The organism is Agrobacterium sp. 20P9.1.2 (assembly GCF_057799395.1).
The window spans coordinates 390,299-415,619 of the sequence record NZ_JBYOKI010000005.1 but is presented as its reverse complement, the minus strand read 5'-3'; the positions used below and the strand labels follow the sequence as shown (position 1 = coordinate 415,619).

At 57.9% G+C, this 25,321-nt stretch carries 20 protein-coding genes; 14 read left to right on the top strand and 6 right to left on the bottom strand.

Annotated elements, in window-relative coordinates; all coding sequences use genetic code 11:
- Window positions 1-12: 12 nt before the first annotated feature.
- From AC27VJ_RS16690 to tssH, 6 genes are all read right to left on the bottom strand, one after another.
- Complete coding sequence (locus tag AC27VJ_RS16690) at window positions 13-513, bottom strand: type VI secretion system amidase effector protein Tae4 (RefSeq protein WP_113089259.1); 501 nt, start codon at window positions 511-513, stop codon at window positions 13-15.
- Window positions 514-526: 13 nt separating this feature from the next.
- Entirely contained in the window at window positions 527-958 is a 432-nt protein-coding gene (locus AC27VJ_RS16685) for a Rap1a/Tai family immunity protein (protein WP_488684960.1), read from the bottom strand.
- Window positions 955-1,839: a hypothetical protein gene (locus AC27VJ_RS16680; RefSeq protein ID WP_488684959.1), complete on the bottom strand. Its 885-nt coding sequence runs from the start codon at window positions 1,837-1,839 to the stop codon at window positions 955-957. Before AC27VJ_RS16680 ends, AC27VJ_RS16685 begins: the two co-directional genes overlap by 4 nt.
- Window positions 1,840-1,848: 9 nt before the next feature.
- Entirely contained in the window at window positions 1,849-2,832 is a 984-nt protein-coding gene (locus AC27VJ_RS16675; RefSeq protein ID WP_488684958.1) for a hypothetical protein, read from the bottom strand.
- A 222-nt stretch (window positions 2,833-3,054) separates the two neighbouring features.
- Window positions 3,055-3,531: an Hcp family type VI secretion system effector gene (locus AC27VJ_RS16670; RefSeq protein ID WP_113089256.1), complete on the bottom strand. Its 477-nt coding sequence runs from the start codon at window positions 3,529-3,531 to the stop codon at window positions 3,055-3,057.
- A gap of 60 nt (window positions 3,532-3,591) precedes the next feature.
- Window positions 3,592-6,252 carry a type VI secretion system ATPase TssH gene (gene tssH, locus AC27VJ_RS16665; protein WP_488684957.1) on the bottom strand — a complete coding sequence of 887 codons (2,661 nt, stop codon included), beginning with the start codon at window positions 6,250-6,252 and terminating at the stop codon, window positions 3,592-3,594.
- A 201-nt stretch (window positions 6,253-6,453) separates the two neighbouring features.
- On the opposite strand from tssH, the gene tssA reads away from it, so the two are divergent.
- The 14 genes from tssA (at window position 6,454) to AC27VJ_RS16595 (ending at window position 25,157) form a co-directional block, all read left to right on the top strand.
- Window positions 6,454-7,530: a type VI secretion system protein TssA gene (gene tssA, locus AC27VJ_RS16660; RefSeq protein WP_488684956.1), complete on the top strand. Its 1,077-nt coding sequence runs from the start codon at window positions 6,454-6,456 to the stop codon at window positions 7,528-7,530.
- A gap of 67 nt (window positions 7,531-7,597) precedes the next feature.
- Window positions 7,598-8,107 carry a type VI secretion system contractile sheath small subunit gene (gene tssB, locus AC27VJ_RS16655; RefSeq protein WP_488684955.1) on the top strand — a complete coding sequence of 170 codons (510 nt, stop codon included), beginning with the start codon at window positions 7,598-7,600 and terminating at the stop codon, window positions 8,105-8,107.
- Between the two features lie 98 nt (window positions 8,108-8,205).
- On the top strand, window positions 8,206-9,687 hold the full coding sequence (gene tssC, locus AC27VJ_RS16650; protein ID WP_353578520.1) for a type VI secretion system contractile sheath large subunit: 1,482 nt from the start codon (window positions 8,206-8,208) through the stop codon (window positions 9,685-9,687).
- 58 nt (window positions 9,688-9,745) lie between these two features.
- The gene (tssC, locus tag AC27VJ_RS16645) at window positions 9,746-11,140 is read left to right on the top strand and encodes a type VI secretion system contractile sheath large subunit (RefSeq protein WP_488684954.1); all 1,395 of its coding nucleotides are present in this window, start codon (window positions 9,746-9,748) and stop codon (window positions 11,138-11,140) included.
- The gene (locus AC27VJ_RS16640) at window positions 11,137-11,961 is read left to right on the top strand and encodes a type VI secretion system accessory protein TagJ (RefSeq protein ID WP_488684953.1); all 825 of its coding nucleotides are present in this window, start codon (window positions 11,137-11,139) and stop codon (window positions 11,959-11,961) included. Before tssC (AC27VJ_RS16645) ends, AC27VJ_RS16640 begins: the two co-directional genes overlap by 4 nt.
- Window positions 11,954-12,463: a type VI secretion system baseplate subunit TssE gene (gene tssE, locus AC27VJ_RS16635; RefSeq protein ID WP_113089249.1), complete on the top strand. Its 510-nt coding sequence runs from the start codon at window positions 11,954-11,956 to the stop codon at window positions 12,461-12,463. Before AC27VJ_RS16640 ends, tssE begins: the two co-directional genes overlap by 8 nt.
- Window positions 12,456-14,240, top strand: a complete 1,785-nt coding sequence (gene tssF / locus AC27VJ_RS16630; RefSeq protein ID WP_488684952.1) for a type VI secretion system baseplate subunit TssF — start codon at window positions 12,456-12,458, stop codon at window positions 14,238-14,240. The genes tssE and tssF overlap by 8 nt, the downstream gene beginning before the upstream one ends.
- A gap of 10 nt (window positions 14,241-14,250) precedes the next feature.
- The gene (gene tssG / locus AC27VJ_RS16625) at window positions 14,251-15,255 is read left to right on the top strand and encodes a type VI secretion system baseplate subunit TssG (RefSeq protein ID WP_488684951.1); all 1,005 of its coding nucleotides are present in this window, start codon (window positions 14,251-14,253) and stop codon (window positions 15,253-15,255) included.
- 10 nt (window positions 15,256-15,265) lie between these two features.
- Window positions 15,266-16,471, top strand: coding sequence for an FHA domain-containing protein (locus tag AC27VJ_RS16620; RefSeq protein ID WP_488684950.1), 1,206 nt, complete (start codon window positions 15,266-15,268; stop codon window positions 16,469-16,471).
- The gene (gene tssK, locus AC27VJ_RS16615; RefSeq protein WP_488684949.1) at window positions 16,461-17,801 is read left to right on the top strand and encodes a type VI secretion system baseplate subunit TssK; all 1,341 of its coding nucleotides are present in this window, start codon (window positions 16,461-16,463) and stop codon (window positions 17,799-17,801) included. The genes AC27VJ_RS16620 and tssK overlap by 11 nt, the downstream gene beginning before the upstream one ends.
- Window positions 17,798-19,312, top strand: coding sequence for a type VI secretion system protein TssL, long form (tssL, locus tag AC27VJ_RS16610; RefSeq protein WP_488684948.1), 1,515 nt, complete (start codon window positions 17,798-17,800; stop codon window positions 19,310-19,312). The genes tssK and tssL overlap by 4 nt, the downstream gene beginning before the upstream one ends.
- A complete protein-coding gene (gene tssM / locus AC27VJ_RS16605) occupies window positions 19,309-22,797 on the top strand; it encodes a type VI secretion system membrane subunit TssM (RefSeq protein ID WP_488684947.1) in 3,489 nt (1,162 codons plus the stop codon). The genes tssL and tssM overlap by 4 nt, the downstream gene beginning before the upstream one ends.
- 82 nt (window positions 22,798-22,879) lie before the next feature.
- Entirely contained in the window at window positions 22,880-24,307 is a 1,428-nt protein-coding gene (gene tagF / locus AC27VJ_RS16600; RefSeq protein WP_488684946.1) for a type VI secretion system-associated protein TagF, read from the top strand.
- The gene (locus AC27VJ_RS16595; protein ID WP_488684945.1) at window positions 24,294-25,157 is read left to right on the top strand and encodes a protein kinase domain-containing protein; all 864 of its coding nucleotides are present in this window, start codon (window positions 24,294-24,296) and stop codon (window positions 25,155-25,157) included. Before tagF ends, AC27VJ_RS16595 begins: the two co-directional genes overlap by 14 nt.
- The last annotated feature ends 164 nt before the right edge of the window (window positions 25,158-25,321 follow it).

Here is a 25,321-nt window from a genome sequence, read left to right as displayed (position 1 = left end):
ATATCCCTCAACTTAAGACAGGCGGCTGGTCTGGAGTGGCCAGAACCAGATTGTTTCGGATTGGTAGTAGCAGGCCGATGCGCATTGAGCGGCGTCCGTCCCGCCCAGGACGAGATCGATATGGCCACCGCCGCGATAACCGGGAATATTGTTGAAGGCGACGAGGCCCTTACGTGCGCCGATGCCATTTTGTGCCGTGGCAGGCGTGTAGTCCTCATAAGTCCCAAGATAGTTGTTTCGAGCCATAAGATCGGCCAGCCGCCGCATGTTGACCTCAACACCCTTTCCAGCGAACGCGCCTTTTTGAATTCTGTGCGACGCCGGAACGATGTTGAAGCCGGACTTGACGAAAGCCATGCTGACGCGGATTGCGCAGGTGTTGCTGTAATTGGGATTGCCGAGAAACTCGTCCCAACCTATTTCCGTGAACAAATCCCGCTGGCTCACATGATTGGAGCGCGATGGTTCGCTGCTGGGATAGTTGGAATACAGAGTTTCGAAATCAACGCGCAATGCAAATCTTCCTTTAATTTTTGTTCGGCTGACAGGGGAAGGCAGCGGTAAGAGCTTCCAGAACGAGAGCCGCCGCCTGACCGCTCAGCTTCTCTTGGGAAACATCCCCCAGATGCGTGTAGACGCGGTCTGTCAGCTCATGCGGGGCGACGCCCTGTCCGCACCAGTCTTTCCCACTCGTCAGATCAGCCACGCCGGCAATATAGGCGCTTCCCCTGGCTGCGGAGATGATGCGCTGCGTTTCCGGATCGGTCACTTCAGGCGCATTTTTTCCCTCGATTGCCATCTTCAGCTGAGCCCCGGAAACGATTGACGGCTGCTCCGCGTCCTGAGCGAGAGCCTGCGACCCAAAAGTTGGACCAAGAATGAAGCAGGCAGAAATCACCCGTACGAGGGTGGTTTTGACATTCGCTATGGCGGTTGCGTTATCGCGCGCGTCTGTCATGGCGATGCACTCGTATTTGATGCCGAATGCTTGTTGGCAAGATGCGGTTTGAAGGCTTCGATGGACTCGCTCAACATCGTGCTGCTGCGCTGATCGATCTCCTGCCGATAGATTTCAATGAGTTTTTCTCTGTCCGCCTTCGTTTCTGCGGATGCGTAGAACTCAGAAAGGTGGGTTATATCGCTCTCCGGCAGCGTCGATAATATCAACGTCAGTTGAGCCGTCAGATTTCCCTTTGCGGCCTGCGGATCAAACGGCCCCAGATTGCCCGGATTACCGCGCAGATTGGCGACAGCCTCTTCAGCCGTTTTTTGGGTCTCGGACGCGGATTGCTTGGCAAGAGCCTCTGGCTTCTCAGTGAAATAGGCCTGTAGAGCGGTGTTTATGGCTGCACCTGCGACCGAGTTTTCTGCGGCCAGCACTGGCAAAACCATAGTGTTGGCGAGCGCTTCCAGCTTTTGGATTTTGTCTTGAGTCAGTGCGGCTTGTGAAGAGCCGGTGCTGTTACCGGCGCTCGCTAGTTGCTCGTTCGCGTCCGCAATCCGCTTTGCGATGGCGACGAGTTCGGCATCGTCGCAACTCGCTGGCTTGAGTTCTGATTCCAGCTTGGCGAATATAGAATTTTCTTCGAAGTTCTTTGTCACGATTGGTCGTAGCAGCCCATCGACTGACAAGATATCTTCACCCTTTTCTTCGGAAAAACGCTTTTCGGCGAAGTCCAGCAAGCTTGGGATTGAATTCGCGTATCGCTTCACATTCTCAACCTCAAGCACGCAGCCGGGGTGAGCCTGCGCAGACGCTGAACACGCAACGAGAAGAACAGACGTGCTCAGCGCAGGAATGAGACGGGACCAGGCGCGGGACATGAAACTCAACAGCACAGAGCGCCCTCACAACATCTTAATGTCGGCAAGACCTTGGGGTCTGGCGGCAACACCAAGCTGACCGATCACGCGCTCAGCTTTTGCCACCTGCTCTTTGTTAACAGAGGGCGAGCTGACCATACTTGCCAACGTGCTTTGTGGAGGGAAAAACTGCTGGCCAAGGATCTGGCTGTGAAGGCGGTTCACCCGTTCGCTAACCACCGAACCCAGACCGTCATACTCGACCCGTTGCCCCGGCTCGACGCGCATTGGAAAGCCGCCTTTCAGGCGGGGCACAGTCGATTGCGGATAACCGGGCGATGATGTCAGTTCGGGGATCGATTTTTTGCTGAGTTCGATCTCGCTGGGACCGTACATCCCGCTATTGCCGGGTATATAGCTCACCAGCTTGTCTGACTCCATCACGGCATCCATGTAGAACAGCAGTTCCATCTTCTGTGACAGACGGTTTTCATCCACGCGCCGACTTTCGGGCGGGTTGCAGAACGGCGTCTTGGCTACAAGATCCGCGAGATGGGTCTTGCTCGCATCGCTGATGCTACCGTCATCGCGCACGCCCTGAACGAATTTGTGCACGCAGATGTGGTTGGTGTTGATGAAGTCCTCGACGCGCGTGAGGAAATTGAGCGCTGTGGGTGCCGATGCGATAGAGGCGCTGCTGGTCAGGCCTTCAACCGCGCTGGTAATCTGCTTCCCGGCAGCCTTCTTGGCTTCGTCCAGCACGCCACCCAATGCGAACATCAAGACCTTGTTGTTGTTCGCAGCGTGCATGGCATCGAATGTTCTATTCAGATTGTTGTTGCAGATCACGCGCAGTGCAGCGCGGCTGGTCAACACCCGCAACGAGCTGGTCGCGAAAGCGGCCATCATCACGCTGCCGGTCAGGATCGATGCCGACAGGACAAACAGTTCCGCGATCATCTTGTCGCGGGCCTGCTGCGCCTTGGTCGTCCTCTGAAAATTGTCGATGGCAAGATCATAGGCGCGCACATAGGGGCTCGCCACGTTCAACTGCCATTGGGATTTGTATTTCGGCAATTCAATGAGAATATTGTTCAAACGATCCGTTGCCAAAGACACGACCATCTCCATCGCTAGACTGAATGCGTTGCTCTCCGCCAAGCCGTTCATCGGCTTCACGCAAGGACCAACCCGAATATATCGATAAGAGGGAAAGGCGCCGGCGAAATTGCCGGCACCTTCCTTGGCAGATTAAGCGGCCTTCGTGGTCGCCAGATCGTAAGAAGCGATCATTGGAGCCTGCTGCGTGTTGTTGTCGTCGGCAGGCGTGTACTTGACTTCCATCTTGGTGAAGTTGAGCTTGATGGTCTCAACAGGACGGTCACCGCTGGAGTCGACAGAGTAGCTGGCGATAAGCGTGTTCGTCAGCAGGTACTGAATATAGGTGTTACCGGGGTTGCCGGTGGTGACGAGGTGGATCGTCGCCAACTTGCCCTGGCGACCAGAGCAAGCTTCACTGAAAAGCTTTGTGGAGGACGAATCGCTGACCTTGGTGAGAATAACTTCCGAAATGGTTGGTTCGGAGGCTTCACGGTTTGCAGCAGAACCAGCAGTGGTGTTCATGTTGCGCGATACGTTCCAATGAATGGCTTCAATGTCCATCCACTTGCGGTGCTCCTCGTGGGTTGCATCACCCTGAATACCGTCGATCTGCAAATAAATAGGCATGCTGTAAGCTCCTGTAGCTAATGAAAGACCTCTTGCTCCGAGGCCGTGTTTGCCTTTCAACTACTGCCGCATGCGTCGGGACATCCCTTCCGACGCGGCAACTTTATCCACTGCACCCTTTTTGGATGCCGCGAATTCATCAGTTTCCCCAACCGCTTCGGCACGAATGCCGAACCCGGTTTCATCAAAATCGACCGTGATCTGCTTGACCTTGTCGCCAGCGATGACTTTCTCCAGAAAGAAGCTGGACAGTGGCGGCAGCAAATCCCGGCCAATCATGATTTCGATGGCGCGCGCGCCGATTTCGCTTGAGCCTGCCCGCCCGACCAGCGCCTCGCGCGCCTGCGGGGACAGAGTGAGTTCGGTGCCATAGGCCGCACGAACTCGCTCAGCGATTTTCTCAATCTGTATGTCGACGATCCGAGACAGCTGTTCCGGCCCGAGCGGCATGAAGGGCAGGATGACCGTGCGTCCCAGGAATGCGGGCTTGAACTGCTTTGTCAGCTCCGGCATCAGTAGCGCTTCCAGCGCCTCGCCTTCCGGCATGGTGTCCGGGTCGGCCGAAAGTGCCGTCAACAGTTCGGAGCCGGTGTTGGCCGTCATGAAAATGGTGGTGTTCTTGAAGTCGATGTCGCGGCCTTCGCCGTCCTTCAACATGCCCTTGTCGAACACCTGATAAAATATATCCTGAACGCCGGGATGCGCCTTATCGATCTCATCCAGAAGCAGCACGCCGAATGGACGGCGACGAACGGCTTCTGTCAGCACTCCGCCCTCACCATAACCGACATAGCCGGGTGGCGAACCGAGAAGCAGCGAAACCTTATGCTCCTCCTTGAATTCAGACATATTGATCGTCGTCAGATGGCTGTTTCCGCCATAGAGCAGATCGGCCAGTGATAGCGCGGTTTCCGTTTTGCCCGTGCCCGACATGCCGACAAGCAGAAAGACAGCAGGCGGGCGGCGCGGATCGGACAGACCGGCGCGGGCTGCACGCATGGCATCCGCAATACGATCAATGGCAAAATCCTGACCGATAACGCGCTGCTTCATCCGCTCATCCAGCGTCTTTGCGCTTTCGATCTGGTCGGCGAGCAGTTTGCCAAGCGGAATGCCTGTCCAGCGGGACACGACACCGGCGATCATTTCACGGTCAACGACGGTCGGCACCAGCTTTTCGTCGTTGTTATCGGGCGCGAGGGTAACTGCCCTCAACGGTGCGACATTGGAGGAATCGGATTGCTCGGCGTCGCTTTTTTCAGATTCCTGCAATTCGGCGAGTTCTGCGTCATAACGCGAACGAAGGCCTTCGGTAGCCGTTTCGAGATTGGTGATTTCAGACTTTATGGCGTCGATACGAGCGCTCGTCTCTTCGGTAGACGGCTCGCGCGCCAGCCATTCCAATTCCGTGGATAGAAGTGCGCGTTCGCTTTCCATTGAACGCAGCTTTTCTGGCAATGTCTGACGGGCAAGCGAAACTGCTGCCGACGCGGTATCAAGGAGACTAACTGCTTTGTCCGGCAGCTGGCGCGCGGGCATGTATCGGGCGGACAGTTGGACGGCAGCAACGATGGCTTCATCGCGAATGACGACGCCATGGTGTTTGACGAACGTATCGGCCACGCCGCGCAGCATGCGAATGGCGGTCGCTTCGTCCGGCTCACGTACATGTACGGGCTGAAAGCGGCGGGTCAGTGCGGCATCTTTTTCAAAATACTTTTTGTACTCGCTCCATGTGGTGGCTGCGACGGTTCGCACCTCACCACGCGCCAGCGCAGGCTTGAGAATATTGGCCGCATCGCCCTGCCCGGCTGCACCACCGGCCCCGACAAGACCGTGAGCCTCATCGATGAAGAGAATGATCGGCTCTGGCGAGCGTTTGACCGCGTCGATGACACCGTGGAGACGTCGTTCAAACTCACCTTTCACGCCTGCACCGGCCTGAAGAAGGGAGAGATCGAGGCTCAGCAGCCGGACGTTTCGCAATTTTTCCGGCACATTGCCTGACACAATTTCGAGCGCCAACGCTTCCGCCACAGCCGTTTTTCCGACACCGGCCTCACCGACGAGGATGGGGTTGTTCTGGCGACGACGGGTCAAAATATCGACCATCTGACGCAACTCTTCATCACGACCGATGACTGGGTCTATTTTCCCCTGTCGCGCATCTTGCGTCATGTCCTGCGTGTAGAGACGTAGAAAATCGTTCTGGTCTTTAGCCTGCGACGGGAGAGTTGTTTTACCGTCCTCCGAAGGCGAGTTGTTCGCGGTTTCCTCGCGAAGACGCTCCAGAGCGGCTCTGTCCATCAGTTTCAGTGACGGAAACGCGGCGCGCACAAGGCTGCGCAGCGAAGTTTCCTCATCCAAAGCGAGGAGAAGATGGATCAGCGAGATGTGCGAGCGGCCATCTTGCAGCGATGCCAAGAGCCAAGCCTCGCGCCCTGCTGTCAGAACATTTTGCGAGAGCGACAAGGCCTCGCCATCGCCGATGGCGGCATCGTCCAACGCGCGATCGATTTCGGCATGCAGCTTGTCGGTCGGTATTTTCAGTTGATGAAATATGTCAGCATGCTTGTCAGAATCTACAACCGCGCACATCCAGTGCGCAATATCCACAAACTGGTGTCCCCGCCTTGCAGCGACAGATGCCGCCGCCTCCAGCGATACGCGCAGGTCAGGCTCAAGCGCTTCAACAAGGCGATTGAGATCAATATGCGACATGCAGCGAGCCTCCGGTTTGGATCATTCCACAACGTGACGTGGCATAGTTAGGTTGATGAAACTCACTTGTCCAGCCAAAAGTTGCTTTTTTATTTGACGAGTTTAAAAACAAGTCGCCACAATTTTGCCTCATTTTCCATAAGTCTGTTTAGTGAATAACCTTACGTAACGGAAGTAACTGACACATATCTATCATAATTTATGAGGGATAAACTGATTTTGGACCCGCGGAAAGACATTCAGAATATAGAATACTTAGGTGATTGCGGAGAAAATATTCGCAACAACGCAAGAACTCGCGAACTATACTATAGAATTAAAGATGAAAGAAACCAGGCAAGGGCAGAAGAACGTACTGTCTCACCGCAAGAAGTTCTACGCGTTTCCAATAACTGGACCGAGGTCAGCAATCTCGGATTGCATATTATATATTCTGAAAGCCGCGACGTGGAAATATTGGCGTGGCTTGCGGAAGCACAGTTACGCTTGAAGGGCTTTCCCGGTCTACGTGAAGTTTACCGGGTTACATATGATATATTTTGCAACCATTGGGACTCGATTCACTCCATCAGCGATGATGACGACGAAGAAAAATTTGCTCCCTTTGCCGGACTGAACGGGATTGGCAGTGAGGGAACGCTGATTCAGCCGCTGCGATTGAGCTCGCTCATTCCCGGCAACAAGTTCGGTGACAAGACCCTGTGGGATTTCCAGCTGGCGCAGCGTTCAACCGAAACGAAACGTCGTGAAGAACTCTATAACGCAGCATCCGAAGTCGGTGTCGCGGCTATGTCTTCCCATCTTGCGGATGTGAATACCTGCCTTTCACTGTTCGACGCGATCACGGCCATTATGTCCGAGCGTTGCGGCCACAATGCACCAGCGAGCTCCAACATTCGCAACACGCTTATCGAAGCCGCGGCTGCAATTCGCACGCTTGGCGGAAAGGACGAAACCGTGGCCGCACCGCAGGAGAATGCACGGATAGCGGAGGGTGATGTCAACGGCGCACATCCCGAAGTTCAGAAAGCCATCGTAAAAAATCCCGAAGAAATTGCATCTCGTGACGAAGCGTTTGAAACTCTTCTTACAGTTGCGCGTTATTTCCGCCGGACGGAGCCGCATTCTCCGATATCGCTGGCAATTGAAACATTGGTTCGCAGGGGGCGCATGGATTTTTCAGAACTGCTCGCAGAGCTTTTACCCGAAGCACAGACACGCAACGCCGTTTTGACGGCGGCAGGCATAAAGCCCGGCGGCGAGAACAACGGAAACTAAGTGAAACCAAGGGAGCGTCCAGGCTCCCGAAAGTCAGCAATGCCCAAGCGGCATCAAGGAGGTTTGAATGGCAAGTGTGCATGAGAAGCTGGAGCGGGTTCGCAAGCCTCGCGTTCACATCAAATACGAAGTGGAAACAGAAGGCGCGATGGTGGTGAAGGAACTGCCCTTCGTCGTTGGCGTGCTGGGCGATTTTTCCGGCAACCCCACACAGCCGCTGAAGCCCTTCGGCGAGCGCAAATTCGTACAGGTGGATCGCGACAATTTCGATGAAGTCATGCGCCGCATGACGCCCGGCCTCAACATCAACGTTCCCAACACGCTCCAAAATGACGGCACGGATATTCAGGTCAATCTGAAGTTCGAAAGCATGGATGACTTCCTGCCAGCTTCCGTCGTGGATCAGGTGCCAGCACTCAAGTCGCTTCTGGATGCCCGCAACGAGCTTCGCGATCTGCTGTCCAAGGCAGACCGCTCGGAAGATCTGGAGCGGCTTTTGGAAGACATCCTTCAGAACAAGACGGATCTCGGCAAGCTGGTTTCCGAACTGAAAGAGAAAAATGGCGCAGCGCAATAGCCTGGCGACATCTGGACTGTTTCTTCGAGATGCCCCGGCGCACGGGGCTTCACCTGTTCTAGCGGCAAAACATAAGCCGCATTTGGAAGGATTGAAAAATGAGCGCTGAAAGCCTGCTGAAAAACGATGCACAGGCAACAACCGCTGAAGAGAATGGCCTTCTGGCCAAGGTGGTTGCCGCAACACGTCAGACCGAACCGGACCGCGCCCAGAACCTTCTGCGCACGTTGACCGATCAGGCCCTGAAGGGCACGGTCAAATATGATCGCAACCTGACAGTCACGCTGAACCAGGCGATTGCCGAAATCGACAAGGCGATTTCCGAGCAGCTCTCCGCCATCATGCAAGCGCCGGAATTTGCCAAGCTGGAAGGCACATGGCGCGGCCTCAACTATCTGGTCAAAAACTCCGAAACCAGCGTCAACCTCAAAATCCGCGTGTTGAACGCCTCCAAGCGCGAATTGGGCCGCGATCTGGAAAAAGCGGTCGAGTTCGACCAGTCGCGTCTGTTCAAGTCGATCTATGAAGATGAATTCGGCACACCCGGTGGTGAACCCATGGGCGCCATCATCGGCGATTACGAGTTCGACAATTCCTTCGACGATGTGCAGCTTCTGCAAGGCGCGTCGTCCATCGCAGCGGCTGCCTTCGCACCCTTCATTTCGGCGGCAAGCCCGCGCATGTTCGGCTTCGAGGATTACCGCGATCTCGCACGCCCGCGCGACTTGGAAAAAATCTTCGACACGGTGGAATATGCCAAGTGGCGCAGCTTCCGCGAAAGTGACGATTCCCGCTTCGTTACCCTCGCTCTGCCGCGCGTTCTGGCACGCATGCCATACGGCCCGAAGACCAATCCGGTCGATGAATTCGCCTATGACGAAACCAATGGTTCCGTGAATGGCGATTTGCAACATGACGAATATTGCTGGATGAACGCAGCCTATGTGATGGGCACCAAGCTCACCGAAGCCTTTGCCAAATATGGTTGGTGCACGGCCATTCGCGGTGCGGAAAACGGTGGCAAGGTGGAAAACCTGCCCATGCACGTCTTCTCCAGCGACGACGGCGATCTGGACCTGAAATGCCCGACCGAAGTCGGCATTACCGACCGTCGCGATGCGGAACTCGGCAAGCTCGGCTTCCTGCCGCTCTGCCACTACAAGAACACCGATTACGCCGTGTTCTTCGGTGCGCAGACGGCCCATAAGCCGAAGCTCTACGACCGCCCGGAAGCAACGGCCAACGCCGCCGTTTCTGCGCGCCTGCCATACATGATGGCAACCTCGCGCTTTGCCCATTACCTGAAAGTCATGGGTCGCGACAAGATCGGCTCCTTCATGGAGGCTTCCGATTGCGAAGTCTGGCTGAACCGCTGGATTTCCAACTACGTCAACGCCAATGACGAGGCAGGCGAGGAATCCCGCGCCAAGTATCCGCTGCGGGATGCGAAGGTCACGGTTCAGGAAATTCCGGGCAAGCCGGGCGCCTACAACGCGGTGGCATGGATGCGTCCTTGGTTGCAGATGGAAGAGCTGACCACGTCTCTACGCATGGTTGCCCGTATTCCAACCAAGAACTGAACAGGGTGAAGGGGCAGCAATGCCCCTCCCCACATCATTTCCGCCCGGAGCCCATTTCATGACGCAAAGGTCCGTTTCGGACATCCGCAGTCAGGCCGATCAGCTAATCGCACTTATCGATGATGCGTTGAACGGCCAGGTGAACGCCATTTTGCACCATCCCGATTTTCAGGCGATGGAAGCAAGATGGCGCGGGCTTGCCATGGTGGTGCGTGAGGCGAGCCGAAGCCCGGAAGTGAAGATCAAGCTTCTCAATGCCAGCTGGCGCGAACTTGCCCGCAGCATGGAACGGGCAACGGATTTCGACCAAAGCCATTTGTTTGAAATCATCTATAACCGCGAATTCGGCATGCCCGGCGGAGAACCCGTTGGCCTTCTGGTTGGCGATTACGCTTTTTCCCCTGACGATTTCGAGGGCGTGGATTCCATCACCACGCTGTCGCAGATCGGCATGGTCGCGGCCGCTGCCTTCTGCCCCTTCATTGCGGCAGCGTCCCCATCGACCATGGGGCTGGAGGATTTTTCCGAACTCAGCCGCGTTCATGATTTTTCCTGGCTAAAACAGGAGAAATCACGGCTGCGCTGGAATGCGCTTCGCGCCCGCGATGACAGCCGTTTCGTCGGCCTCGTCGCACCGCGCATTCTTCTGCGCTCGCCGCACCGACCCTTCTCGCGCAGGCGCCAAGACCCGTTTCCCTTCCGGGAGCATGTTTCCGAAAATGGCGAGACATTCCTCTGGGGCAATCCAGCCTTTGCTTTTGCATCCGTCGTGGTGCGCAATTTCATCGATTCCGGCTGGTTTGCCGATATTCGCGGTGTGACGCAGGATGAGATCGACGGTGGCATGTTGTCGCCATCGCAATTGCCGCCTCTCGATCTCGGTATCGAAAGCAATGGCTTGTCCGCCCAGCCACCCGTAGAAATGCAGCTGACCATGGGGCAGGAACAGCAATTCTCCGATCTCGGCATCGTGCCGGTTTCGACCACCTATCTCTCCAGCATGGCAATTTTCAACGCCAACCAGTCGCTCCACGCACCGGGCCATTATTCCAAGGAAAGCGCTCGTCAGAACGCGCGGCTAGCAGCCATGCTGCAATATGTGCTCTGCGCCTCGCGCTTCTCGCATTACCTCAAGGTGATTATGCGAGACGATATTGGCCAGTTGAGCGATGCGATTACCATTGAACGCAAGTTGGAAAACTGGCTGTCATCCTACACTCTCGGCAATGACGACGCCGAAGCATCGCTTCGCACGCGCTACCCGCTGCGGTCTGCCGGTATCAAGGTTTACGAAATTCCCGGAAAGCCGGGCAGCTTTTCCTGCACCGTGCGTCTCCAGCCGCATTTCCAGCTGGATGACGTCTCCACCAGTTTTCACCTCATTGCCGAAACCAACACGCCCACCGCATCCATCACGCGGTCTTCGGCTGAGCCACAAAGGATACCCGCATGACCCTGCGCGACGATATCACCCGCCTGCTCGATGCCGATGAGCTTCACGAAGCGATTGCGGCGGCGAAAGACCATGTGAAGCAGAAGCCGTCCGACAAGGAGGGTCGTTACCTCTATATCGATCTGCTGATCCTGGCGGGCGAATATGAAAAAGCGGATGCGCAGTGCAATCTTGCTGCCACCTTCGCGCCGCAGGATGCCGTGGGCTTCTCCCTCTTCCGGCATCATCTGCGCGCCATGGCTGCCCGCGTCGCATGGTTTGAAACCGGTGCCGTGCCAGACTTCACCCACGGCCCATCTGAACTCGACCAGCTTGCCATCAAGGCTAATATCGCAGCCCGTGACGGCAAAGCCGATGAAGCGGTGCAGGCTCTGGAAGAACTGGATGCAAAGCGCGGTGAGGCATCCATCATTCTCAACGGTGGCGCAGCGGGAGACATCCGCGATCTGGATGACCGCATTCCGCATGCGCTTGAGGTGCTGACGAATGGCGGCAAATATCTCTGGATCGATTACAGCCGCATTGAAAGCCTAGCCATAGAGCCAATGAACCGCCCGCGCGATCTCGCCTTCCGACAGGCGGAGCTGACACTGCGGGATGGCGCCATCGCATCGGTCCTGCTGCCATCGATCTATCACAGCGCAGACGATACGACCGCCCTGCTGCTTGGTCGCGAAACGCTGTGGAACGAGGATGGCCCGCTGGTCACCGGTCGCGGCCAACGCTGCCTGTTGATCGGTGACGATCTCGTGCCGTTCCACGAAATTGCCAGCCTGTCGGCTCCATCTGAAACCGAGGAAAGGCAGACTGCGCGTGGTTGATCCGCTGGAGCAATATCGCCCAAAGCAAAGAACGTTGGCTCGCTCGGTCCTCGACCGGCTGCTTGACGATGCGCCCGACATGGAGAACGATCCGCCCGCGAGCCTTTCCGATCAGGTGCGCGAAATGCGTGAAGTCATTCGCCGTGATCTGGAATCCCTGCTCAACACACGGCGCAATCCCGCCGGGCCGCCTTCTATCTACAAGGAACTGCCGGACGCGCTGGTAAGCTACGGCGTCGATGGTATCCTCTCGGCCAATCTGGTCACGGATGCGTCGAAAGCAAAGCTGGCCCAGACGATCGAGCGGCGGATTTCGATGTTCGAAACGCGTCTCTCTGATGTGCGCGTCACGATCATGAAAAACCGCATCGATGGGGACCGTGCGCTCAGAATGCGCATCCAGGCAACCTTCCGCCTGCATGAAGGCATGCCGCCTATCAGCTTCGAATCCAAGATCGATCCTTCCACCCAGCGCTTTCTTGTGGAGGCTGGCAATGGCTGACAGTTTTCTGGAAAAGTACAATGACGAACTTTTCGCGCTGAGAAAACGCGCATCGCGTTTCGCAGCCGCTTTCCCCAAGATCGCGGGTCGCCTGCGTATGACGGGCGAAGTCGCTGACGATCCCCATGTCGAACGGCTGATCCAGAGTTTTGCCTATTCCGCAGCCCGCGTGCGCCAGAAGCTGGACGACGAGTTTCCCGAACTCTCAGACAGCCTGCTGGAGACGCTGTACCCGCATTACCTCGCGCCGCTGCCTTCTATGAGCGTCGTGCATTTCGCGCCCAGCCCGGCGCTGACAAGTGTGCAGACATTGCCACGCCACAGCGAAATTCTGGCAGAGCCCATTGGCGGAGAAAGCTGCCGGTTTCGCACGGCGCAGGATGTCGATATCATTCCGCTGGAAATTGCGGCGGCAACCCTGGCAAGCCAGCCCATCGATGCGCCCTTTTCCGCGTCATCTGCCGGTGCGGCAAGCTGCCTGAAGCTTTCTTTGCGTACGACCTCACCTCGCCCCGCAACATTTCGCGATATCGGGCTGAATTCGCTACAGATATTCATTTCATCCGCATGGCAGCAGGCGACGGCGCTTTACGAACTGCTCGCCAACCATTGCGTCGGGCTGTCACTCGCGCAGCACTCGGAAGATCGCAACGCCGTCTTTCTGCCCGCCTCGAATTTGAAACCATCGGGCTTTTCCCGTGATCAGGCCATGCTGCCCTATCCGGCCAACAGCTTCGATGGCTACCGCCTGCTGACGGAATTCTTCGCGCTGCCGCAAAAGTTTCTGTTCCTCGACATCGAGGGGCTGCAACAGTGGAACGGTGGTGACTGCGAGCTTTATATCTATCTCGACGCTGCCGATGCGCGGCTGGAGCGGATGGTGTCGGCCAAGGATTTCGTGCTGAACGCATCGCCGGTCATCAATCTCTTTAAGCAGAGTTGCGAGCCTTTGAGCCTTGATGGCACGCGCACCGAATATCGCCTGTTGCCCGATGCCAGACGGCAGCGGACCCGCGAAATCTACGGCGTGGAAAATGTCCAGCTGACTAGCCGTTCGGGCCAGATCGAGAAGACGTCACCCTTCTTCGGTCGCACCCAGCGCAGCAACGGCTCCAACATCTTCTGGCAGACCTATCGCCGTTTCGATGACGATGATGGTTCGTCCGACACGGATATTGCCTTTGTCGATCAACAGCGCGGCCCGCTTGGCCCGCTGGATGTGGTGGCGAGCGTCGATACGCTTTGCATCAATCGCGAACTGCCGAGCCAGCTTCCCTTTGGCGGCGGGCATCCGTTTCTGCAACTGTCTGCGGGCAATGAGGCAATCGGCTCAATCCATGCGCTGATGCCGCCCACACCTGCGGTGCGGATGAATGAACGCTCTGCCCGTGAGTGGCGGCTGGTATCTCATCTCCTGCTCAACCACCTGTCGCTGTTCGACAATGGAGGCGCGCCGCTCAAGGATATTCTGTCGCTCTATGCCTTCCGGGATTCTCCGGAGACACGGCAGCTGGTGGAAGCCATCACTTCTGTCGAGGCTCGCAACTCGCATGCCCGAATTGGATCGGCCATGGTGCCGGGCACCGATATTACGCTGGAATTCGACCCGACGCTGATCGACCGGCCCGCGGCCTTCATCTTTGCCAGCGTGCTCAACCATTTCTTCGGCCTCTATACGTCGATCAACAGTTTCACGCGGCTGACTGCAACGATGCGTGGCCATTCCGAACCTCTGGCCCGTTGGCCTGCCCGCGCGGCAGACCGGCCATTGCTGTAGGAGCGCGCTGATGCAGCAACAGCAGATCGAGATGCGAGAACAACAGGCAGCCCTTCTGGCAAAGGATCCTGGCAGTTTCGAACCAGCGACCGCCTTCCGCGTTGCCCAGCATCTGGCCCTGGCGGACGAGCTGACGGTCGGTTCCCATAGCGGCGCGCGGCCAACGCCTGTCGCCATCGGCGGCTATCGCAGCAAGAGTGGCAAAGCGGAACTGCGCTCCGCTTTTGCGCCTATCGTCGGCCCGCTCGGCTCACTGCCGCCCAGCTATAGCGAACTGCAGCAGCGCGAGGAACGCAATCGTTCCAAGGCCTTGACGAGTTTCTTTAATCTGTTTGCCGCACGCTTCAGCGAGTTGTTCGTCTCAGCCACCGAGAAATATCGGCTGGCACGCAGCCTTCGCTGGGCCCAGAACCGCGAGAACAATGCCTTCCGCAAAACGCTTCTTTCCCTCACCGGCTTTGGCACCACGGGCCTGAGCGCGAAGGTCGGCGTCAAGGAAGACGTGCTTCTTCGCTTCAGCGGACTTTTGTCAAACCGTAACCGCAATGCCACCTCGCTGACCTCCATGTTGCAGGAGTTCACCGGCCTGCCTGTTACCGTCGAGCAGTTCCGTCGTCGCTGGGTGCCGTTGCCTGTGCATGAGCAGAGCCAGTTCGGCCAGAGCGGCGGCCTGCGACTTGGCCAGAACGTGACGGCAGGCAGCGCTATAGAGGATTTCAGCGGCAGCTTCCGCATCGTGCTGGGGCCGGTTGGTTATGCCGATTATCTGGCGCTCACCCCCGGCTCGAAACGGCTGGCAGAGATATTCGCCGTCGCCCGGCTTTTCGTCGGCAGCGGTTTTGATTTCGACGTTCAGGTCATTCTCAAAAAGGAAGACGTTCCCTTCTGCCAGCTGGGACAGGCGGATGCCCCCGCGCGCCTTGGCTGGAACAGCTGGGCGCGTCTGGTACCGGCGACAAAAGACAGCACCGACGCAATCGTGACCGAGCGCGAAGGCTCGGCTCTTTCAGCGTGAGGACGACAGCATGAAACTTGTCCTAAAGGAAAAACAGATCAACGGGGCCGGAAAGCCTAACCAGTGGAGCTTCGAGCAGGGAAGCCGCATCATCGGTCGTTCCACCGATTGCGACTGGCAGGTGAATGACGATGCGCGCCGCGTTTCAAAACAGCATTGCACGCTGAGCCGCGACCGCGAAGGCTTCACCATTCTCGACCGCAGCGCCAATGGCACGCAGGTCGATGGCCGCCTGCTGCTGGAAGGCGAGACGATGCGCCTGCAAAACGGCTCGCAGATCGGCATCGGCGGGCAGACCTTCGAGGTCATCATCAGTGGTGAAGCCGAGATGGATTTCGGCGACCCCGAGCGTTCGCTACGCGTCAGCGATGAGGCGATGACGATCTCCGCCATTCTGGCCGACATCGCCCCCAACGGTCGCTCCGCGCGCGGCGTGATTGCGGGCGGTGCTTCCAATGATGACTGGCCGGAAGCGACGCCCAGCCCGTCCGGAAAAAAGGCGAAGTCCATTTCCCGCAATGTCGAAGTCGGCTGGAACGCGCCTCCCTCCATCAGCGGCGTGGGTGCGGTGTTGCCCAATGACTGGAACGAAGAGCCGGTCGAAAGCAGCAAGCACGAACACACCGATGCGATGAACATTCCCGTTCTTGTCTCCCGCCCGGCCAAGAAACCGGCGCCGGTGGAGGATTTCGACGCCGTCTTCACGAATGGCACCGATGAGACAGATATCGAACCGCAGCCGATTGCGGCACCTGCCGCGCATGATCCGGTCGATGATCTGTTGATCCAGCTGGAAAAAGAAAGCGCCGAATGTCTGGCGATTCTCGATATCGATCAGTCCGCCATCGGCACCGAGGCGAACGGCACCGGCGAGAGAGCGCGTCTCGAAGCGTTGATCCGGCAGCAGCGTTTACTGGCATCTTCGCTGGAAGTTCTGATCCGCACCTGCACGCAAAAGCTGGAGCCGAGGCTAATCGAGGCCAAGGCAGACGCGCAGAATGACTGGCGGGCCAAGATCGCCCGCAAGGAGTGGAAGTCGGTCATTGCCAGAACCGACTACTGGTCAATGTTTAAACACCAATTCGAAGAGGACGGTCGGCAATTGTCTGTCCGGGAGTTTCTGCAACGGGCCGCGCGCGCAGACGCCGCGCCCGAGGAAACGCCGTCTCTGCTTCACACAGATACCAAGGGGGTAAGCAACCAAAATGAGGCATGAAAACCGTGTCGCCTGGAGCGAGGGCATGTTCCTTCGCGTCCAACATTTTCAACAATCTGATCGCTGGACGGAACGGCTGGTGCGCAACACGACGCGCAACCTATCGCCCTACCCATGGGGTATAGCGGAGATCGGCATTGACCGCAGCGCGCTGGCCATCGGGCAGTTCGCTCTGTCCAACCTGCGTGGTATCCTGCCGGATGGAACGCCCTTCGAAGCGCCGGAAGATTCCGATCTGCCGCCGCCACTCGATCTGGACGAGGGTGTCAAGAACGCCATTGTCTATCTGGCGCTTCCCGCCCGCCAGCCGGGCAAGGCAGACATGTCCAGCGGCACCAAAGCCGATACCAACAGCGTCCGCGTCGTTGCCACAAGCTATGAAGCATCCGATGCCAATGTGGACACGGATTTCGTTGCCCCTATCGATGTCGGGCGTCTCAGCCTGAAATTCCTGAAAACAGGAGACGATCTTTCTGGATATGATCTCATAGGCTTAGCGCGGGTTATTGAAGTTCGATCTGATCGTGCTGTCATTCTGGATCCGGATTTCATACCGCCCGCCCTCAACTGCGCGGCTTCTTCGCGGCTCAGCGAGCTTCTGACCGAGCTTCTGGGCATCGTCCGGCACCGCGCGCAGGCCATTTCCGAGCGTATCGGTGATCCGACCATACGCGGCACGGCTGAAGTTGGTGACTATTTTCTTTTGCAAATTTTGAACCGGGCCGATCCATTGCTGGCCCATCTTTCCGCCAATGCCACGCGCTTTCACCCCATCCGTTTTTACGAGGATTGCATTCAGCTGGCCGGTGAACTGGCCACATTCACGACGGACAAAAAGCGCGCGACGGACTTCCCGCCCTACCGCCATGACGACCTGAAGGCCAGCTTCGCCGCCGTGTTCGATGATCTGCGCACCTCGCTCTCGGCGGTTCTGGAACAGGCCGCTGTCGCCATCGACCTCGTCGAACGTAGGCACGGTGTGCGGGTTGGCACCATTCACGACCGCACGCTGTTGCGCGATGCCGGTTTCGTGTTGGCCGTACGGGCGGATATGTCTGCGGAGGATATCAGGCGCAAGCTGCCCGCCCAGATCAAGGTCGGTCCGGTGGAGCGGATTTCCGAACTGGTCAACGTCGCGCTGCCGGGCATTCCCGTGCGCTCGCTACCTGTGCTGCCGCGCCAGCTGCCCTATCGTTCCGGCACCATCTATTTCGAAATCGATACCAAGACACCTCTTTGGAAGCAGCTTGAAACCTCCGGCGCCATTGCGCTGCATCTCGCTGGTGAATTCCCAGGGCTTGAGATGGAAATGTGGGCATTACGCGAATGAGCAATGAAAAGCCCTCCTCCTGGCAGGATCTTCCAACGGTGGTCGAAATCACCGATGAAAGCCGCCGCAGAAATGAAAATGCCCGCAACATGGCGGCCATTCTAGATGACATCATCGAGACCGACGAGGCGCCTGCCCGCGAGCGGCGCGGAGACAGCGCGTTGCCCATCGATGCGCTGCTGTCCAATTTCCGTTTTGGCGGAGAAGAAGTGCCGACGCTGGTGCAATCCGCAGCACCACTGCTGAACCTTGCCCACGTGCTGCGCTTCAGCGATGCGCAGCCGGACCCGGACCACCTACGCCGGGCCTGCATGGAAGCCATCACCCGTTACGAGCGCGATCTGGCCTCAGCACGCATCAGCCCGGAACGGGCGAGAGCAGCGCATTACGTGGTCTGCGCCACCGTGGACGATGTGATCTTGAGCAAGCCTTGGGGCGTGCGCGCCGGCTGGGCCCGCTCCGGCCTCGTCTCTACCTTCCACAATGATGTGACGGGTGGTGACCGGGTTTTCGATATTCTGGACCATTTCCACCAGTCACCCGGCGCAAACAAGGATCTGCTGCTGCTGATCTATCTGTGCCTGTCTCTGGCCTTCGAGGGCCGAACACGCGTTTCTGCCAAAGGTGCGCTGGAGCTTTCCCGCATTCGCGACAGTCTCTACAAAACGCTGATTGGCCAATATGGCGTGTTCGAGCGTGAACTTTCCCCGCACTGGAAAGGTGTGGAGGCCCGGCATACGCCTTTGCGCACCATGGCCGCCCTCTGGACGCTGCTGTCACTCATCGCGCTTGCCTTTGCCTTCGGCTATCTCTTCTTCACGCTGACCCTGAACAGCGCTTCCGACGCGACATTCGAGCGGTTGGCATCTTTGCCTCCCACAGATACGCCAAGCGTGTTGATCACTACCCCACCTGCCCCGCCAGAGGAGACCGTTAAGGAGGACCCACCGGTTATCGCCGAACAGCCTCCAAAAGTGGTCGAGCCGCCAAAGCCGACACGTCTTGAAAACCTGCTGACCTTCCTCCAGCCGGAGGTGCAGAAAAATCTCGTGTCGCTGGCCAATGTCAACGGTCGCCTGCGCGTGCGCATCAACAATTCCGGCCTGTTCGAAGTCGGCAGTGCGCAGGTCAGTCCGCAATTCCGCGATCTTATTCAACGGATCGGCGGCGCGCTTGCGGCGGAAAACTTCCGCGCTGTCGTGATCGGCTACACCGACAACGTGCCGATCAAGACGGTCGAATTTCCATCCAACTGGCATCTCTCCGAAGCCCGCGCGAAGGCGGTGGGTGACCTTCTGTCCATGTTCACGGGACCCGAAGCGATCCTCACCGAAGGCCGTGCGGACAGCGACCCGATTGCCGAGAACACGACGCCGGATGGCCGTGAAAAGAACCGCAGAACCGAAATCATGGTGCTGACCAATCCTGACGAAAAGCTCAGCGATGCGGGCATTCTTGCCCCCGCCGTCACAACGACAACCGGACAGCCATCAGGAGAGACCCAGCAATGAACCCGCTGAGTTATTTTTATACGATCCGGTCCTACGTCGATAGCTACGCATCGCTCATCGGCAGGCGCTTCATTTCGCTGCTGTGGGCCGTGGCGCTCTGCGTCGTCATCTGGTTTTACGGTTATCTGGTCGCCTTCGGCACCTTCAAACCCTTCGGAACGACGCAAGCCCGCCTGGTTGCCATCGGCATCATTCTGCTGATCTGGGTGGTCTATATCGTCATCACGGCCTATCGCGCCCGCAAGCAGGACAAGGAACTTGTCGATAGCATTGAGCAGGAGGCGCTGAACAACCGGAATGCCGAAGTCGGCGAGATACAGACCCGGCTGAAGGAAGCGCTGGCGCTTCTGCGCCGCGTGACCAAGAAGCGCTTTGGCTATATCTACGACCTCCCGTGGTACGTCATCTTCGGCGCCCCTGGCTCCGGCAAGACGACGGCGCTGACCAATTCCGGCCTGCAATTTCCGCTGGGCGACGCCCTTGGAGAAAGCGCCGTGAAGGGCATCGGCGGCACGCGTAACTGCAATTGGTGGTTCACGGATGAGGCGATCCTCATCGATACCGCTGGACGATACACCACGCAGGACGATCTTGATGGCTCGTCCAAGGCCGGGTGGGAAGGCTTTCTCAACCTGCTGCGCCGCTATCGCCGCTCCCAACCCATCAACGGCGCGCTGGTTACGCTCTCCATCCCCGACCTTCTGAGCCGCGACCCGGAAGAGCAGCGTCAGGAACTGCGCTCGATCCGCCAGCGTATGTCGGAACTGGATGAATATCTGCACGCCCGCGTGCCTGTTTATGTGGTGTTGACCAAGGCCGACCTTCTGGATGGTTTCGTCGAGTTTTTCGACGGCTTCAACAAGACGGATCGTCATCAGGTCTGGGGAACCACGTTCAAGCTGGACGAAAGCTATTCCGCGCAGGACCTGCCGCAGCGCTTCCTTGAGGAATTCGAGCTTTTGCAGCAACGCGTGGATGCGATGCTGATCGAACGTCTGCAACAGGAGCAGAATGCCGAGATCCGCGGTCGTATTTTCCGCTTCCCGGCAGAACTCGCCAAGCTGAAGGACCGTCTGTATGAGGCGCTGACCGAGCTTTGTGCAAGCTCCCCGCTTATCGAAGCGCCGTTGCTGCGCGGCGTCTATCTCGCCTCCGGCACACAGGCCGAAGCTGGAACGGCGGCTCCTCGCGCTCGCCGCAGCTACTTCCTCGCCCGCCTGTTCAAGGAAGTCATCTTCCCGGAAGCTGCACTCGTCATGCGCGACAAGCGCCTGTCCGGCAGGCAGCTTCTGGTCCGGCGCATTGCCTACGGTGTCTCAGCGGCATTGGTGGCCATTGTTTTCACCGGCTGGATTTCCACCTATTTCTCCAACACGCAGGCCTTGGCAGAGGCAGACCGCAAGCTGAATGCTTACCAGCAGCTGGTTCAGGGCATTCCGGTTCGCAATGTTTCGGATGCCGACTTCCTGCGCATTCTTCCGGCGCTGGATAATCTGCGCGATGTGAATTCCGGCTTTGACAAGGACAGAGTCTGGAAGGTCGGCTTTGGGCTCGATCAAGAGGAAAAGATTGAAGGCAGGCAGCGTGATGCCTATCAGCGCGCGCTCAACGCCCTGCTGTTGCCGCGCATGATCGTGCAGCTACAAAAGCAGCTGGAAGACCAGAATGATGTGACCCGCACCTTCAACTCTTTGAAGCTCTACGGAATGTTGGGCGGTCTTGGCACGCTGGACCGCGATTTCCTGACCGTGCAGTCTCGCGATATGTTTGCCTCGCTCTATCCAGGCGATGGACGGGCGGCAGCACGGGATGCGCTCAACCGGCATGCCCGTGCGCTGGCGGATGGCCTGCTTGCGCCGATTGAACTGGATGCACGGCTAATCGACAAGGCCCGCGACACCATTCGCAGCCAGGCCATCGGCGCGCGCGCCTATGACATTCTGGCGGGCCTGCCGCAAGCCCGCGCCCTTCCCGACTGGAGCCCATCAGCCGCATTTGGTCCACTCGGTGAACGCGCCGTGGAGCGTGCGAGCAAGGTGCCGATGGTGGATGGCATCGAAGGTCTGTTTACGGCCAATGGCTATCGCAGCGTCGTCATTCCGCAGGTGGCATATGCCTCTCGGGTCGCGCTTTCAGAAGCATGGGTGCGTGGCTCCGATGATGCGCTGCGTGGCGCGACGGTCGAGAATGTCGCGCAGGCGGCACTTCAAATCTACTTCGATCGTTTCGATAAACGTTGGAACGACCTTCTGTCCGATGTGCGGATCAAGCCTTCGCAAAGCCTGGGTGACGCGGTGGAAACCACGCGCATTTTGGCCAATGACAGAAACATCGTGATTGAGACAGCCAAATCCATTGCCGAGGCGACGGATCTGCGGCCCAATGCCGGTGCCAGCCTCACCACACTCGCTTCCACTGCCGATGGTGACGCGACCTCCGCCATTCTTTCGGCAACAGTCGATGCCGCCGACCCCTATTCCCGCCTGCGCGAAATGCTGGCGGCCAAGGGGTCGGGTTCGCCTGAAACGGCTTCCAGCGGTCAGACCAATGGTGCCAAAGCAGGTTCGCCATCAGAACAGCTACTGTCCAACATCAAGTCTCTGCATGAGCAGCTTGCGCGCTCTTCGACAACATCGGACGAAGTCGCCAAGGTCTTCGACGTCGACAGTCAACTGACCAAGGCCAATCAGGACCTGCTGCAACAGGCCCGCCAGCTACCGGCACCGCTGGATGTCTGGGTCGCCGGGCTGGCTGCAGATGTCGGTTCGCTTGCGGTGAAATCCGCACGCAGCCGGATTGCCGATCTGTGGGCAGCGGACGGTGCTTCGCTGTGCTCATCCATCGTCTCGGGACGCTATCCTTTTGATCGCGCGTCACCAAGAGATGTTGCGATGGCAGATTTCACGCGACTTTTCGGGCCGACGGGAACCTTCCAGAGCTTCTTCAAGCAACGTATGGAGCCCTTCGTCGACAAGACGACAAGCCCATGGGGCTGGAAAGGCACCTTCGGAGCTGCCGGCATTCCGAGCGACGCGATTGAACAGTTCGAGAATGCGGACAAGATTTTCCGGGCCTTCTTCCCGAATGGAAGCGAAGTTCCGGCGGTCTCCATCAACGTGAAGCCGGTGTCTCTGACCGATGAATCCAGTGCTGTCATGCTGGAAATCGAAGGCGAGCGTGTGGTCTATTACCACGGCCCAATACAGGCGAAATCCATCACCTGGCCATCAGATACCAATTCCGCAAATCTTTCGCGCATCGCCTTCCAGCCCGGCGGCTGGCAGCAGGCGAAAACGGAAAATGGCGACTGGTCGCCCTTCCGCCTGTTCGACGATGCGCAGATCGAAAACCAGTCAGGAGATTTGTTGAGAGCAAGGTTTGAAAATAGCGGCCAAGCCGCTGAATTCGACATACAGTTTGGCTCGGTTCTCAATCCGTTCAAACTGGATGCACTCTCGAAATTCGCCTGCCCGGCCCAGTTCTAACGGGATGAGGCAGACCAAACAGTAACGGAGGGGATATGAAAACGATCATGGAACGGCACGGCAGCGCAGGCCTGCCTGGCTGATGGCAAATCCGAACACAAAACCCGTAAAAGCCGCTGTCGAGACCGACAGGATCGGCTTTTACGGGAAGATTCCAAGCCACGGAGATTTCATCTCGGAAGGTCTGGACCGCGAGCTTCTTGGTGCTCTCGATGGCTGGCTGCGATCCGGTCTGCATGCCTGCGCGGATATTTTCGCGGATCGCTGGAGTGCTGTTTTCACCAACTCCCCGCCCCTCCGCTTCATCATCGAACGCGGGATCTGGGGCCGCAGTGCCTATGCGGGTGTGCTGCTACCAAGCAAGGACCGGGTGGGACGCAAATATCCGCTGATCATCCTCGCCCAAATGGTCGATTTTCGCCAACACCCCAGAACGCTTTACCTCGATGACACATGGTTCATGGCGGCAGAAGCGCTTGCCGAGACATCGATGACGCTCGATTTCGACATGTCGCGCTTCACGAGTTCCATCAAACGCCTGCGAATGCCAAAGCCAAAAGGCGACGATGAGGACGCCCCCGCCTCGCCCCAAACCGGCCAGCCGACGAGCCTGTGGTGGTATATCGACTCCGAAAGCCGACGGCCGCGCGGCGTGAAGTTCGAAGGCAAACCGGCAGCGACGGATTTCGTAAAGCTGTTCAGGGACCAGACTGCCGCGGAAAAAGAACAGCCCTCTGCGGCCAAGGCCGAGCCTAAACCTGCGACGAATGAGGCAAAGCCTGATGTGCGGACGGCAAGCGCAGCGCCGCCGCAAGCTAAGACGAGAGAGGCAATCCCTGCTTCGATTATCTACAGCTACGCCACCCATCCCGGCACACGCCTCACAGTCAATGCCGATGCGCTGTTCGTTTCCAAGACGCCAGCGCTATTTGCCATTGCCGATGGTCTGGGAGATGGCGGTGCCGCCGTTGAAGCCGCACGGCTGACGACCAATGCGTTGACGGATATTGCCGAGAGCGACAGGATCGATGCCATCACGCAGGATATCAAAGGCAAGCTCGGAACCGTCAACAGCCTGCTGCTCTCCCGTCAGTTCGCGACGGACATGGTGCGGCCCATGGCCAGTGTCGTGGTCGCATCTCTCGTCGGTCAGACGGGGAGCATCACATGGTCGGGCGATGCTCGCGCCTATCTGCTGCGGGACGGCACAATGCAGCCATTGACGAGAGACCACGTCATCGTCGGGATGAAGAAGCAGCTGTCGCAATGCGTCGGCCAATCGCAGCAGTTCCGCCCCAGCATGATCAGCGATGATTGGGGCACGCATGACCGGCTGCTGTTGTGCAGCTTCCCGCTGATGCAGGCGTTGAAGGAGCGCATCGTCGCGGAAATTCTGCACGATACGCCCATCAATGAATGCGCCAATGCCTTGATGCAGGAAGCTTTGATCGAAAACACCCGCGAAAATATCAGCGCCATCGTCATCGGAAACAAGCTTGAACAGCGCTGAGGAAGACCGAGATGTGGCGCAACGTTTCGCGGATCTCTGGACCGCGATCCGCGCCTCGGAGCGGCCTCTAGATACGATCGACCGTATTCGTGATGCATTGGACCGCAAGGCTGATGGGCTAGCGAAACAGCAGCCGCACTTCATCGAAAGCAGTTTTGCCGTCGATGCCGTGGCCTATCAAACGGAAACGACCCAAATATTGCAGGTCACACATCGCGACCTCGGCACATGCTTCGCAATCAAGACGATGCCTGAAGGGCGACGCGATGATGCGCAATTGATCCAACGCTTGCGCCGAGAGGCCGAAATTGGGACCGCGCTCCGCCATCCTTGCCTGTTAGAGACTTCAGCCCTTTTGCGACTGGCGGATGGACGGCCCGGACTTCTACAGCCTTGGATGCCTGTCACCCTCCCGTCCAGACTGGCCATGCGACCACTGACTTTAGATGAGATTTCGTCCTTGCTCCGTCGCCTGTTGCAGGCTGTGGCTGCCATGCATGCGGAAGGTTATGTGCACGGCGATATTACCCAAGCAAACATTCTGCTGCCCGATGGCGAAATCGAAAGCGCGAAGCTTGGGGATTTTGGTATTGCGCGCGAAATTCGGGAAAGTCCCTCGGATGCAGGCATAGCATTTGCCGGATCGCCAGAATTTGCTGCGCCGGAGCAACTGGCGGGCATGCCGGCCCATCCGAGGCAGGATGTTTATGGGCTGGGGAGATTGGTGCAGCGGATGTTGAATGCGTCACCGGGTGTAGAGGATGATAAGCTCAGTATGTTTGCAGAGGTCTGCACGAAGGAGGGTTTGGAGCGTCCACAGTCTGCTGAAGAGGCGCTTGGGGTTTTGTGAAATAGGTCGTGCGCTCGTTCAGCGGCATTCGGTTTGGCTTACCCCCCTCTGCCCTGCCGGGCATCTCTCCCACAAGGAGGGAGATTAGCTGGGCGCGCAATCTCGCTTCACACTCAACATGAGAGATGGCCGAGAGCTAACCACGATTCAATCTCCCCACCTGT

Coding starts and splice junctions, on each gene's coding strand:
- AC27VJ_RS16685 (WP_488684960.1), bottom strand. CDS start 958: ATGACAGACGCGCGCGATAACGCAACCGCCATAGCGAATGTCAAAACC.
- AC27VJ_RS16670 (WP_113089256.1), bottom strand. CDS start 3,531: ATGCCTATTTATTTGCAGATCGACGGTATTCAGGGTGATGCAACCCAC.
- tssH (WP_488684957.1), bottom strand. CDS start 6,252: ATGTCGCATATTGATCTCAATCGCCTTGTTGAAGCGCTTGAGCCTGAC.
- tssA (WP_488684956.1), top strand. CDS start 6,454: ATGAGGGATAAACTGATTTTGGACCCGCGGAAAGACATTCAGAATATA.
- tssB (WP_488684955.1), top strand. CDS start 7,598: ATGGCAAGTGTGCATGAGAAGCTGGAGCGGGTTCGCAAGCCTCGCGTT.
- tssC (WP_353578520.1), top strand. CDS start 8,206: ATGAGCGCTGAAAGCCTGCTGAAAAACGATGCACAGGCAACAACCGCT.
- tssC (WP_488684954.1), top strand. CDS start 9,746: ATGACGCAAAGGTCCGTTTCGGACATCCGCAGTCAGGCCGATCAGCTA.
- AC27VJ_RS16640 (WP_488684953.1), top strand. CDS start 11,137: ATGACCCTGCGCGACGATATCACCCGCCTGCTCGATGCCGATGAGCTT.
- tssF (WP_488684952.1), top strand. CDS start 12,456: ATGGCTGACAGTTTTCTGGAAAAGTACAATGACGAACTTTTCGCGCTG.
- tssG (WP_488684951.1), top strand. CDS start 14,251: ATGCAGCAACAGCAGATCGAGATGCGAGAACAACAGGCAGCCCTTCTG.
- AC27VJ_RS16620 (WP_488684950.1), top strand. CDS start 15,266: ATGAAACTTGTCCTAAAGGAAAAACAGATCAACGGGGCCGGAAAGCCT.
- tssK (WP_488684949.1), top strand. CDS start 16,461: ATGAGGCATGAAAACCGTGTCGCCTGGAGCGAGGGCATGTTCCTTCGC.
- tssL (WP_488684948.1), top strand. CDS start 17,798: ATGAGCAATGAAAAGCCCTCCTCCTGGCAGGATCTTCCAACGGTGGTC.
- tssM (WP_488684947.1), top strand. CDS start 19,309: ATGAACCCGCTGAGTTATTTTTATACGATCCGGTCCTACGTCGATAGC.
- tagF (WP_488684946.1), top strand. CDS start 22,880: ATGGCAAATCCGAACACAAAACCCGTAAAAGCCGCTGTCGAGACCGAC.